The organism is Bacillus cereus group sp. BfR-BA-01408 (assembly GCF_022663305.1).
GTDB classification, from domain to species: domain Bacteria; phylum Bacillota; class Bacilli; order Bacillales; family Bacillaceae_G; genus Bacillus_A; species Bacillus_A pacificus.
In genome coordinates this window covers 160,097-172,272 of the sequence record NZ_JAKUFF010000001.1, presented here as the reverse complement: position 1 = coordinate 172,272, position 12,176 = coordinate 160,097, and the positions used below count along the sequence as shown (strand labels likewise).

Genomic DNA, 12,176 nt, shown 5'->3' with positions numbered 1-12,176 from the left:
TCCTGTTAATGAAAAAGAATACCTTTTCACCTGAATACATGATAAGGAGGATTTCTATGAAACGTGATATTAGAAAAGCTGTTGAGGAAATCAAAAGTGCGGGGATGGAAGATTTCTTACATCAAGATCCAAGTACGTTTGATTGCGATGATGATTGCACTACAAAAATAGACTGTAGCGAAGATTGTAACTGCCCTACAACAAAATGCACTCGCGTGAAACATTGTACGTTCGTTACAAAATGTACGCATGTTAAAAAATGGACATTTGTTACGAAATGTACGCGTGTTCGCGTTCAAAAATGGACGTTCGTTACGAAAGTAACACGTAGAAAAGAATGTGTGTTAGTTACAAAACGCACTCGCAGAAAGCATTGTACGTTCGTTACAAAATGTGTACGCTTTGAAAAGAAATTTTACTGGACAAAACGATGTTACTGTAAAAAATGCGAATTCTTCCCTAATGGACACGGTGGCTCTTGCGACGATTCGTGTGATGATGGAAAGAAATGGAACGATTGCAAAGGTGGCGGACATAAATTCCCATCTTGCAAAAACAAGAAATTCGATCACTTCTGGTACAAAAAACGCAATTGCTAGTTTTTCATACAAAAAAGGCCGTTTTCACGGCCTTTTTTGTATGCTTACTGAAAATGACTTATATCTGCAAATTGCTTCACTTCACCTTTATCTTCTTCAAATTCTATAATACTCAAACTAGCACTATGCATAAATGGATCATCCCACACATTTTCTATTTCAATACCTGCAAAATGTCCTACAAGTAGCTTTGCCGCTGCCGCATGAGAAACAATTAATATACTTTCTCCTTTATGCTTTTCTAAAAGAATCTGCATCCCCTCAATTACCCTTTTATGAACAGCCTCAAAATTTTCTCCTGATGTTGACTGAAAAAGATGTGGTTCATACCAAAATAACTGTATGTCGTCTGGGTATTGCCTTTCTATATCATCAATGGTCTGTCCTTCCCATATACCCATGCTAATTTCATAGAAATGCTCATCCGCGATTATCGGTATATCACGTTCTCCCTTTATTAACTCTGCAGTATGAAGGGTTCTTTCACTCGGACTACTATAGATCGCATGAATAGATAAATTTTTCATTCGCTCTCCTAATTGCTTAGCTTGCAGTATACCATTTTCAGTTAAAGCAGAATTTTTCCGTCCTTGCATTCGCTTCGCTACATTCCATTCCGTTTCACCATGCCTTGTTACATATACTGTTGTCTTCACTTCAATTCCCCCTTACCATGTTGGCCGCAATTCCCACGGTTCTACTCGTCCTACAATCCATTCATTACATTTACTTTCAATTCCTTTTATTACCCCATCCGATATTTCTTCATGAGTAAGCCATCTTGCGTATGTATCTTCTAATATAAAACCTAAAATTATTCTATGATAGCTACATCGCGTACCGCCTATTTTTTGTGAGGCTATTCTCGACGCTTTATTGCCTAAAATATGAAAAACTTCGTATGTTTCAGACGACAAGTCTAATTCTCTACAAATAAGTGATAACGCATCTTTTGCACTTGAGTGTATCCATGCGACAACTAATGTTATTGGGCCATTCCGCTCAATTGTGCTTTTAATAGCTACCTTTACATCGTCATCATTATGATAATCTAACGGAAGGCATGTGATATTTTCTGGTATAGCACTCTCTCGTTTAACATTTTCTAATTTCACTTCATCTCTTCCAATAATAGAAACATGAAACTCTTGCTCACAAAGCCACATAGACACCCTCTTTAGCATTCCTGTTCCACCAATTACTAGCGCATGCAACTTCTTTTCCTCCTTAGTAAAATGTCATATGAGGTTTATCTTCCCTATAATAATTAAGTCTGTCTTGCAATGTCCCTGAATGAAATTCAAACTTATGCCCGTCTGGGTCAACAAAATAGATAGATTCACAATCCCTTACATCACGTTCTCTTCCTTTTAAAATATGAACATCATTTTCTTCTAATCGCTGCAGTAGACTTTCAAAGTCTTTCTGTTCAACAGAAAACGCAATATGTGTATAAGATTGATAAATCTCATTTCTCGGAATATGTATTTCTTCATTAAGTGCTACCCATACTCCACATATATTAAAATATGCAAGTTTTCTTCCTCTAACTAATAATTCTCCTTCCAATACTTTTTCGTAAAATTCAATAGAATCTTCTAGATTAGATACTGAAAAACAAAGATGATTGATTCCGTTTAACAACTATAATTCCTCCTATACAAATAAAAGATGAGCGAAAATTCACTCATCTTTTATTATACTATTTTTTTGTAATATATGCCCACTTATAACTGAAGTCCCCACCAAACGTATGATTCGCAATACCTTTTACGTACGGTTTCTCTAAATATGCTGTACTTTGTTGATACGTAGGAGAAATGGCAGCATCTTGACCAATTAAGATTTTTTCCGCTTCTGCAAGTGCATTCCAGCGTGCTTTATCATCTTTTAATAGTTCTCCTTTTGACTTCGCTACTAACTCATCATACTTCGGATTAGAATAATCCATTTCATTAAATGAGCTTCCAGTAACAAACATATCAATATAAGTCATTGGATCTGGATAGTCTGGACTCCATGCAGATAAAGAGAATTCATATTCAAATTTCTTTTCTAAATCTAACTTCTGTTTATATGGCTGTTGTTTTAAATTCACTTTAATACCAGGTAAATTTTTCTCTAACTCTTCTTTAATAAAGTCTCCTACTTTTTTACGACTACCGTTATCATCATTTAGTAATTCGACTGTAATTGTATCTTGGCCAAGTTCTTTCTTTGCTTCTTCCCATAACTTTTTCGCTTTTGCTGCATTATCTTTACTGTCACGGAAATTTTTATTTACAGTACGGAAATCTTTCCCATCTGGTCCTGTCGTAAATTTTTCAGGTACTAAGAAATATGCTGGCAATGATCCGTCATTTAAAATAACATTTGCAATTCCTTTTTTATCATATGCTAGGTCAATTGCTTCACGAACTTTTTGATTTTTAAACGTTGCATTTTTTTGGTTAAATCGTAAGAAATACATACGTGGATCTAACTTCGTTTTAAATTCATCTGGCTTATTCTTTTTATATTTATCAACAAATTCAGAAGTTAAAATAACACGGTCCGCTTGATCACTATCATATAAATTTACTCCTGTGCTTGTTTCCTTCACAATATTCACATTAATTTCTTCTAACTTCACAGTATCTTTATCCCAATAATTAGGGTTTTTCTTTAACTGATAACTTCTTTCATGTTTCCATTCACTCATCGTAAACGGTCCATTATATAATAATTTATCTGCTTCTAATCCGTATTTATCTCCTTGTTCTTTCACATATTTTTCATTTAAAGGGAAGAATGTTGGGAATGAAGTAAGCTCAAGGAAATATGGTGCTGGTTGTTCTAATTCTACTACTAACGTTTTATCATCCTTCGCTTTCACTCCTAATTGATCTAACGGTAACTCTCCTTTATTTACTTTCTGTGCATTTTTCACATCAAATAAAATAAATGCATACTCAGCTGCCGTTGCTTTATCTAATGTACGTTGCCATGCATATACAAAATCTTGTGCTCGAACTGGATCACCATTTGACCATTTCGCATCACGTAATTCAAATGTATATGTCTTTTTATCTTCACTAATTTTCACGTCTTTTGCCATACCTGGAGTTGGTTTATTATCCTTATCCAAGCGATATAATCCTTCCATTGCATTTACAAAGGCACGGAATGATACAGAGTCTGTTGATTTTGACGTATCCATTGAAGGAATTTCTGCTGTTTCTAGTAAGTTTAATACTTGCTTATCTGCTACCCCCTTACCTGCTTCTTTCTTCGTTGTAGATGCCTTCTCCCCATTTCCGCAACCTGCAACTAATACGCTAGTCGATAATGCAACTGCAGCAATCGTTGTTGCCTTTCTCTTCATTGTTCCTTCCCCCAATCTATATGTATAAAGTGAAACTTTAATCAGTGGGGGGGTTCTTCATCCCCCACTGATTATTAGTTGAACCAATCGGGCTTTTATGGGCAGTTGCCCCCCCACCTAACTTCTTTACTTTCACTGAATTTTGAGGTGGGGGTCTTACTGCCCATTAAAGCGGGATAAATGAAAGCCAGTATAATACATATTATTATACAAAAGATTCAGATTATTTCAAATATTATTTTCGTATATACAAAAAAAGAAGCGGATAGAGAGCTCTACTATCCACTTCTTTTTCTATTTCTTTTACTTGTAATCCATCCTCTATGTCAAATGGATTTTGAACTTTAAATATTTCGTCCATTATCTTTAAAAATTCTTCCTCATTTTTAGATTCGCCATTAATCATAAGTGAGTATGGCTCGATCTCACCCAATTTATAATCAACAACAAATTGGATCGTAACCTTTTTCTTCGACATATCCGGACTATCCCCTTGGAACTCTACCAATTCTAATCCTTCAGTGCCACGATAATATGCCCAACCCGGATTTCTAAAATAATTTTCAAACGATTCACCAATTGAAAAGAATGGATATTCATATAGCGAGCTTGTACGAACTTTTTGAATAATATCTCGATCAGTCGGGAAAAAGAAATGGCTGATAAAAATACTAGCAACCGCTAAAATCGTAACAATTGTTGCTCCCATTTTACTCGTTCCACCACTATCACGAATGAGGTACTTTTCAACCGATTCATCTTGAATTTCTCGTGCTTTTATTCGATATATACGCCTTTCTGCAAATTGATAATATAATCCATTCGCAAAAATCGCCATTCCAAATAAAATAAAAACGAGTAATAGAAACGTAAGAGGCACCATATTAATGATCGGCAATGCTACGTTGAAGCCCATATAATAAGAAAACGCATCACACGCTAATAATAACGATACAAATAAAGCTGCAGGTAAATAATACTTACGATATCCGAGCCAACCTACATTGAAAATAGCTGCCCAACCATTCCAGCTCCACCTAGCAATCCGCTTTTCCTCAAGCTCCCATTTCCTTTTGTAATACGGATATTGTCTCCCTACATATACTTCTAATTCCTTGTCTATTAGCGAACTTCCTTCACTCTGTTCAGTATGCAAAGTCCGCTGACAACTTTCACAATTTAACTGATTTCCCTCGCAAAGTTGCCCACAATTTATACATTTCAAAACAATCCCTCTTCCCATCCATACGTCATTTCAAAATACCTTCGTGTTTTAATAACCACTCTTTCCTCCATAAACCGCCCGCATACCCAACAAGTTTCCCGCTCTTTCCTATTACACGATGACACGGAACGATTATTGAAATCGGATTGCGACTATTTGCTCCTCCTATGGCTCGTACAGCTTTCGTATTTCCGACTTTCTCTGCAATATCTAAATATGAAGCACTTACGCCATAAGGAATCGTATAGAGCGCATCCCATACTTTTTTTTGAAATGCTGTTCCCTCAGCAGACAACGGGACTGTGAACTCTTTTCTATTCCCCTTAAAATATTCATCTAGCTCATTTATACATTGATCTATCATTTCATTTATATGTTCTTCTTGTCTCTCATCAACAAATATAACAGACGTAATTCCTTTATCGTTCGCTGTAATTTCTAGCAAGCCTAATTCACTTTCATAATAAGCTTGGTACATATGTCATCCTCCAATTCAATTCATATTCATTATTGTAACACGAATAGACAAAATTTTTCGTATAAGCGTTTTATTCGAGAAACAAAAATGAGAATGATACAATGTAAGAAAATTCAATCTAGGAGGCTATTGGATGAATTACAAACTTTTTTCACCTTATACAATTAAGGATGTTACATTAAAAAACCGGATTGTTATGTCACCTATGTGCATGTATTCATCGGAAAACGGGGATGGCCAAGTAACAAATTTCCATCTCATTCATTATGGAACAAGAGCTGCCGGTCAAGTTGGTTTAGTTATAATTGAAGCGACAGCCGTGTTACCTGAAGGTCGAATTTCAAATAAAGACTTAGGCATTTGGGATGACAGTTTAATTGAAGGCTTACATAAAACGACAACTTTTATACACGATAATGGTGCAAAAGCTGCCATCCAACTCGCTCACGCTGGAAGAAAAGCAGAATTAGAAACAGATGCGTTAGCTCCTTCAGCCATTCCATTTAATGAAACAATGAAAATGCCAATAGAGATGAGCAAACACCAAATTAAAGATACTGTATTAGCTTTTCAGCAAGCTGCAGTACGATCCAAACAAGCTGGATTTGACGTTATTGAAATACACGGTGCTCACGGTTATCTTATTAATGAATTTCTTTCTCCACTTACCAATAAGCGGACTGATGAATATGGTGGTTCACCTGAAAACCGCTATCGTTTCTTACGCGAAATCATTGACTCCATAAATGAAGTTTGGAACGGACCGTTATTTGTTCGTATTTCAGCAAATGATTATCATCCTGACGGGTTAACAGTTCAAGATTATGTTCAGTATACGAAATGGATGAAAGAACAAGGAGTAGATTTAATCGATTGTAGCTCTGGGGCTGTTGTACCTGCACGCATCGATGTTTATCCTGGGTATCAAGTACAATATGCTAAACATATTAAAGAACATGCTAACATTGCAACTGGTGCAGTGGGATTGATTACGACTGGGGCACAAGCAGAGCAAATTTTAAATAATAACGAAGCAGATTTAATTTTTATCGGACGTGAGTTACTTCGCAATCCTTACTTCCCACGAATAGCCGCCAATGAACTTGGCTTTGAGTTAGAAGAACCGTATCAATACGAGCGAGCGCCTGGGAAAATCAGTACCAATAAATAAAACCGAGAAGCTTTTCTTCTCGGTTTTATTTATTCTATCGTTGTAATTTCATTCGAATTATAAATGTGGATACCTGATTCTTCTCGCAATGCAGTTATATACATCCCTTTTGCCACATCTTTAGCTGAAATTGGTTTATACTTTTTGAAGGCTCCTTTAAATATAAAAGGAATCATACGAGATAATTTTTCCGCCATTCGTTCACCAAAGCGAAATTCTTGTCGATTTCCTACTAATAAAGATGGCCTAAAAATGTGAATACCACCGATTACTAACTTTTGCAATTCCTCTTCCATTCTTCCTTTCACTTGTGAATAAAAGAAAAACGATTTAGGATTCGCTCCCATTGAGGACACAACAAGGAAATTTTGCACACCTTGTTTTTCAGCTAAACAAGCCGCTCGTAACGTATATTCATAATCTACCTTTTTGAAATTAGCTTTCGTTTTTGCTTTTTTGATTGTTGTTCCTAGACAACTAAATACGTCATCTACAGCAAAGAACTCTTTATATTCCTCTAATGCCAAATAATCTACTTGCTTTTGCTGTAACTTTTCATGTTGCCATTGCATTGGTTCTCTTACAAAAATAGTAACCGAATCGTAGTAATCTGATTCAAGTAATAGACGCGTTATCTCTTGCCCAACTAAACCACTTGCACCAAGTACTAACGCTGTTCGCTTATTCATATATGCATATACCTCTTATTTTACTTTTCTCTCCTTTAGTAACATACAACTTTTAGGAGTTTCCTTCTCTCATTTTACCACAAGTAAAGCACTATGCGTACGCATAGTGCTTTACTCACTCTTTTTTCTCATCTTTCTCTCGTAATTTTGTTACGGTTGATGCATCTCCTAAATTACTTATTAATCTTCTTAAAAAAATCAAGACTAAGGCTAATGGTAGTACTACCGCTAATATCAATAAAATAGCTTCCATTAAGTAACCCAAACACTCATCCCCCTCTATACCCTCCTTTCATATATATGAACACTGCGTTGTCACATATGCATGTATTTGCAAAAATAACACATCTATATTTGACAACTTTATAACAAAATCAAATCGGAATGATTATTATTTATTGCAACTTTATAAAAGATGTATTATACTAAGTTCGCAAACTAAAACGTAATTATTCCGTTTTGTATTAAAATGATATTTTTCTTCTATAATTGGGGAAAATATATCCGTAAAAAAAGAAAAGAGGAGAACTTCATGCCTAAAAGATTGACTATACTTTCATTCTTACTTATTTTCACTTTAATTTTTACTGGCTGCTCAAATACAAAAGAAGGTAATGCCAAGAAAGACGGAAAGCTAACTGTTTATACAACTATTTTTCCTCTTGCAGATTTTGCAAAAAAAATTGGTGGTGACTATGTAACTGTTGAAGCAATTTACCCACCTGGTGCAGATTCTCATACATTTGAACCAAGTCAGAAACAAACAGTACAAGTTGCAAAAGCCGATTTATTCGTTTATAACGGCGCTGAATTAGAACCATTTGCTGAAAAAATGGAAAAAACATTACAAAAAGAAAACGTTAAAATTGTAAATGCATCAAAAGGTATTGAACTGCGTACTTCTACTGAAGAAGAGCATCATGATCACGGAGACGGCCATAAAGAGGATGAACATCATCACGATAAAGACCCACACATTTGGTTAGACCCTACTCTAGCAATGAAACAGGCAGAAAAAATTAAAAATGCACTTGTAGCATTACAACCTGACCATAAACAAGAGTTCGAAAAAAACTTCGCAGCACTTCAAACAAAATTTACTGATTTAGATGATCAGTTTAAAGCAGCAGTTGCGAATGCAAAAACGAAAGATATTTTAGTTTCTCATGCGGCTTATGGATACTGGGAACAACGCTATGGCCTGAAACAAATTGCTATCGCCGGTATTTCAGCTTCTGATGAACCATCTCAAAAACAACTTGCTGACATTACAAAAACAGTAAAAGAACATAATCTAAAATATATTTTATTTGAAACATTTTCTACTCCAAAAGTAGCATCCGTTATTCAAAAAGAAACAGGTACAAAGATTTTACGCTTAAATCACTTAGCTACTATTTCTGAAGACGATGCGAAAAATAATAAAGATTACTTCACTTTAATGGAAGAAAACGTAAACACATTGAAAGAAGCTACTAACTAACCAATTTTTAATAAGAAGAGGCTGTCTCAAAAGGTCTTTAAATAAGACCTTTTGGAGACAGTTTTTTATTTTAACTTTAATATGGATGAGAAAATCTTTAAGAATCAAGAGTAGTTCATTTTAGAGATGTAGTTTCAATTGAAACTACATCTTTTCATGCTCATAAAAACTCTATATCCACTTCACATTTACATTAGATTCATCCATAATTTTTTCATATAATATAGCTATTTTTTCTTAATATTAAGTATTTACATTTCCCCTTCCTTACCTCATAATTTTAATCGGGAAAGGGAGGAAAAAAATGGTTCAAATAAAAGTAACGCCCGAAGAATTGGAACGAGTTGCAAAACGGGCAAACGATACAAAGCACGCATTAGAATCCATACATAATAACTTATGCAATCAAATTGATTACATGTGTTTTCAATGGACAGGCGCATCAAATCAAAACTTCATTCAAATGTTTAACAATGCGAGACCATCCGCATTCACAGCTATTAATGCGCTTGTACATGTTGAAGAAGAATTAAAGAGAATTGCTGAGAAATTCCGCGTTGCAGATAGTGAAGATGTAACATCCAAAAAAACGACTAAGTCTAGTAAAGCACCTGAAAAATCTTTCTTAGGAAAAGTATGGGATGGTATAGTAGATGGTGCGGGAGATGCTGTTGGAGATACAATTGACGGTATAAAAGCATTAGGTGACTGGGAAACTTGGAAAGGCATGGGCTACACTGTCACCCATTTAGATGAAGCTTTACCTGCTATGTGGAATGCATTATCCGACTCTTTTAATAAAGATGTAATAAATGGTGATGCAGAGACCCGTGCGAGATGGGGATCTTATGCTTTAACACAAATTGGATTAGGTCTTCTTGGAGATAAAGGGGTTAGTAAGGCTGCAAAACTAGCACAAGGGGCTAAATTCTCTCAAGGTATCTCAAAAGCTGGACAATTATTTAATAAAGGCGATAATTTGGCTTTCGCAGGCGGTAATGGTGGTAGATCTGTATTTGATAGTGCTGCTTTTAGACAAGCTGAAGAAAAACTTTCAACCTACCAGTTTGCTAAAGGTGAAGGTAATATAGGTACTACTCCAAAAGCTGTAGAGGTTACTCCAAGTTTTAACCGTGAAAATTTATCGGAACATATAGGCGAGGGATTTGCTTCGCAAATAGATAATGTTTTAAAAGAGGCAAATATATCAAACGAACAATTCCATAACCTTAAAGTGAAACATTACACTGAATTGAATGCTGAAGAAATCCAAATTATGAAAAAAATACGAGATTCTGTTCCAGCACCAAATCAAGATACATTATTACAAAAAGTAATTAGTTTGGACAGTGTCGAAAATTACCTGAAGGAAACTGAATATTTTAATTCCGTAGGAGGTTGTGTAGCTAAAATGGAAGATGTGAAACAAATTCACTCCCCTAAGGATGTATATGAATCACTACGCTTAGATTATGAAGGAACACCTTACACTACAACTAGTGATTACGCAACTATTAGATTTAAAACAAATCAAGTTGATAAAATGAAAATTCCTTACGCTGAATCGTTTGGAGATTCTTTAAATGTAAAACCGAATGAGTATGTTACATTTCCTCAAACAGGAAATGGTTTTACAGCTGCCGAAAACGGACACATTATTCCAGAATACGAAACAGCATGGGGGCAATATATGTCACCTAGTGATGGTGCCGAGATTTATACTGTAATAAATGGAGAAGAGACATTGGTAGGAGTATTTAGTAGTGATTTAGATAGATTTATACCTGCTACCAAAAATAAATAATGGAGGTTGTTTTTTGTGATTAGAAAAGGTTTATATGGGATCTATCAAGGCAAAGAGTATTCTTTAGGTAAAGAAGATGGTGAATTCATTAATATTGTTTCAAGAGACATTGCGGAGTTAAAAAATGGATTTATACCTCATGCGTGGGATAATAATCTATTGATAAAACAAGTTAAAAAGTCAGATTTAGATGCTGCCTATAATGTTACATTATTCGCAAAATATAAAGGACATAATTTTGGAGTACTAACTGCAAGCGAATTCAAAGTAGTTATTGCTACAAATAACCCACAGGTAGGACACGAACTAAATATGTCTGTACCAGGTCGTGGGGAATTTCATATGGAAGTAAATAGGACAGATGTTGAGTTAATTGAAGAAAAAAAACCTATATGGGGATTTACACTAGATATAGACAATTAATTACACCAAATAAAAGCAGAACCTTATAAGGGTTCTGCTTTTATAATCCTTACCTATTTTGTAACAATAGCAAATCCTAAACCAGCATCTTTATTTTAACTAGCTATCCAAATTGATAAATATAAGGATCAATTTGTTACTAAAAACACAATCCAGAATTTCTCCTGTAGGATATTACATACAGCAGACAATACAAAACCAAGTGCCCTTCAACGAGCTCAATGTGCAGTGAATTAAAATATTGAGCTCACTAATGGAGATGCTCTTATTAGCATAATGAAGCATAAACATTAAAGAGGTTGTCCCCAAAGTAGCTATTCAGCTACTTTGGGGACAACCCCTTCTTTTTTATGTGTTTCTGCTTGACTTGACCAAAATAACAAGTAAAATTATCCATATTAGCTTTCAAGCTATATCATTTTAGAAGGTGAGTTGGAATTATGACTCTTCACATTTGTGAAGTAACAGAAAAAAATTGGCGTTCGGTAGCTGCTTTAAACGTCGCAAAAGACCAGCAGCAATTTATTGAAAGCAATGCGTTTTCTTTAGCAGAATCATTATATGAGGGAAACGGAACGTCAGTAGGTTTATATGATGGAGAAACACTTGTAGGATATGCAATGTATGGATGGTATTGTGAAAAACGTAAAAGCGTATGGTTAGATCGCTTTATGATTGACCAACAATATCAAGGAAAAGGATACGCAAAACGTTTCCTTCGCTTGCTCATTCAATTCTTACAAAATAAATTTGAATGTAAAACAATTTATTTAAGTTTACATCCAGATAACAAACTTGCAATGGGATTATATGAATCATTTGGATTCCGTTTAAATGGCGATATTGATGATGAAGGCCCTGTTGTAGGTGTTGTAATGGAGTTACTTTTAGATGAACATACAAGCCTGTGAAAACAGGCTTTTTTATTATCCTTCATTTT

14 protein-coding genes are annotated in these 12,176 nt (G+C 35.0%); 6 read left to right on the top strand and 8 right to left on the bottom strand.

Annotated features, from left to right (window positions below):
- The first annotated feature begins 56 nt into the window (after positions 1-56).
- Positions 57-599 carry an exosporium protein ExsB gene (gene exsB / locus MR083_RS00855; protein WP_061182986.1) on the top strand — a complete coding sequence of 181 codons (543 nt, stop codon included), beginning with the start codon at positions 57-59 and terminating at the stop codon, positions 597-599.
- Positions 600-643: 44 nt separating this feature from the next.
- Here the strand turns inward: exsB and MR083_RS00850 are convergent, their stop codons facing one another.
- The 6 genes from MR083_RS00850 to MR083_RS00825 all read right to left on the bottom strand — a co-directional run bounded on the left by MR083_RS00850 (position 644) and on the right by MR083_RS00825 (position 5,666).
- The gene (locus MR083_RS00850) at positions 644-1,255 is read right to left on the bottom strand and encodes a phosphoserine phosphatase 1 (RefSeq protein WP_242268254.1); all 612 of its coding nucleotides are present in this window, start codon (positions 1,253-1,255) and stop codon (positions 644-646) included.
- Positions 1,256-1,267: 12 nt separating this feature from the next.
- Entirely contained in the window at positions 1,268-1,813 is a 546-nt protein-coding gene (locus MR083_RS00845) for a short-chain dehydrogenase (protein ID WP_000543148.1), read from the bottom strand.
- Between the two features lie 13 nt (positions 1,814-1,826).
- Positions 1,827-2,243: a FosBx1 family fosfomycin resistance bacillithiol transferase gene (gene fosB, locus MR083_RS00840; RefSeq protein WP_000931692.1), complete on the bottom strand. Its 417-nt coding sequence runs from the start codon at positions 2,241-2,243 to the stop codon at positions 1,827-1,829.
- A 58-nt stretch (positions 2,244-2,301) separates the two neighbouring features.
- Positions 2,302-3,963 (bottom strand): peptide ABC transporter substrate-binding protein, encoded by a 1,662-nt coding sequence (locus tag MR083_RS00835; protein WP_000823005.1) that lies wholly within the window; start codon positions 3,961-3,963, stop codon positions 2,302-2,304.
- Between the two features lie 235 nt (positions 3,964-4,198).
- Complete coding sequence (locus tag MR083_RS00830; protein WP_041184661.1) at positions 4,199-5,188, bottom strand: DUF2628 domain-containing protein; 990 nt, start codon at positions 5,186-5,188, stop codon at positions 4,199-4,201.
- A 25-nt stretch (positions 5,189-5,213) separates the two neighbouring features.
- Positions 5,214-5,666: a methylated-DNA--[protein]-cysteine S-methyltransferase gene (locus MR083_RS00825; RefSeq protein ID WP_000283887.1), complete on the bottom strand. Its 453-nt coding sequence runs from the start codon at positions 5,664-5,666 to the stop codon at positions 5,214-5,216.
- A 133-nt stretch (positions 5,667-5,799) separates the two neighbouring features.
- Here MR083_RS00825 and namA point away from each other — a divergent pair, with 133 nt between their 5' ends.
- The gene (namA, locus tag MR083_RS00820; RefSeq protein WP_242268253.1) at positions 5,800-6,837 is read left to right on the top strand and encodes an NADPH dehydrogenase NamA; all 1,038 of its coding nucleotides are present in this window, start codon (positions 5,800-5,802) and stop codon (positions 6,835-6,837) included.
- Between the two features lie 29 nt (positions 6,838-6,866).
- Here the strand turns inward: namA and MR083_RS00815 are convergent, their stop codons facing one another.
- Together MR083_RS00815 and MR083_RS00810 are read right to left on the bottom strand one after the other, a co-directional pair.
- The gene (locus tag MR083_RS00815; protein ID WP_001042754.1) at positions 6,867-7,526 is read right to left on the bottom strand and encodes an oxidoreductase; all 660 of its coding nucleotides are present in this window, start codon (positions 7,524-7,526) and stop codon (positions 6,867-6,869) included.
- 115 nt (positions 7,527-7,641) lie between these two features.
- The gene (locus MR083_RS00810; RefSeq protein ID WP_000540925.1) at positions 7,642-7,791 is read right to left on the bottom strand and encodes a hypothetical protein; all 150 of its coding nucleotides are present in this window, start codon (positions 7,789-7,791) and stop codon (positions 7,642-7,644) included.
- A gap of 267 nt (positions 7,792-8,058) precedes the next feature.
- Between MR083_RS00810 and MR083_RS00805 the strand changes: the two genes are divergently transcribed.
- The 4 genes from MR083_RS00805 (at position 8,059) to MR083_RS00790 (ending at position 12,147) form a co-directional block, all read left to right on the top strand.
- Positions 8,059-9,009, top strand: coding sequence for a metal ABC transporter substrate-binding protein (locus MR083_RS00805; RefSeq protein WP_001126183.1), 951 nt, complete (start codon positions 8,059-8,061; stop codon positions 9,007-9,009).
- Between the two features lie 304 nt (positions 9,010-9,313).
- On the top strand, positions 9,314-10,813 hold the full coding sequence (locus tag MR083_RS00800) for a WXG100 family type VII secretion target (RefSeq protein WP_242268252.1): 1,500 nt from the start codon (positions 9,314-9,316) through the stop codon (positions 10,811-10,813).
- A gap of 15 nt (positions 10,814-10,828) precedes the next feature.
- Positions 10,829-11,236, top strand: a complete 408-nt coding sequence (locus MR083_RS00795; RefSeq protein ID WP_242268251.1) for a hypothetical protein — start codon at positions 10,829-10,831, stop codon at positions 11,234-11,236.
- Between the two features lie 440 nt (positions 11,237-11,676).
- Positions 11,677-12,147 (top strand): GNAT family N-acetyltransferase, encoded by a 471-nt coding sequence (locus tag MR083_RS00790; protein WP_000172424.1) that lies wholly within the window; start codon positions 11,677-11,679, stop codon positions 12,145-12,147.
- The last annotated feature ends 29 nt before the right edge of the window (positions 12,148-12,176 follow it).

Excerpts from the sequence above, each read along its gene's own strand:
- exsB (WP_061182986.1), top strand. The coding sequence starts at position 57 with ATGAAACGTGATATTAGAAAAGCTGTTGAGGAAATCAAAAGTGCGGGG.
- MR083_RS00835 (WP_000823005.1), bottom strand. The coding sequence starts at position 3,963 with ATGAAGAGAAAGGCAACAACGATTGCTGCAGTTGCATTATCGACTAGC.
- MR083_RS00825 (WP_000283887.1), bottom strand. The coding sequence starts at position 5,666 with ATGTACCAAGCTTATTATGAAAGTGAATTAGGCTTGCTAGAAATTACA.
- namA (WP_242268253.1), top strand. The coding sequence starts at position 5,800 with ATGAATTACAAACTTTTTTCACCTTATACAATTAAGGATGTTACATTA.
- MR083_RS00815 (WP_001042754.1), bottom strand. The coding sequence starts at position 7,526 with ATGAATAAGCGAACAGCGTTAGTACTTGGTGCAAGTGGTTTAGTTGGG.
- MR083_RS00805 (WP_001126183.1), top strand. The coding sequence starts at position 8,059 with ATGCCTAAAAGATTGACTATACTTTCATTCTTACTTATTTTCACTTTA.
- MR083_RS00800 (WP_242268252.1), top strand. The coding sequence starts at position 9,314 with ATGGTTCAAATAAAAGTAACGCCCGAAGAATTGGAACGAGTTGCAAAA.
- MR083_RS00790 (WP_000172424.1), top strand. The coding sequence starts at position 11,677 with ATGACTCTTCACATTTGTGAAGTAACAGAAAAAAATTGGCGTTCGGTA.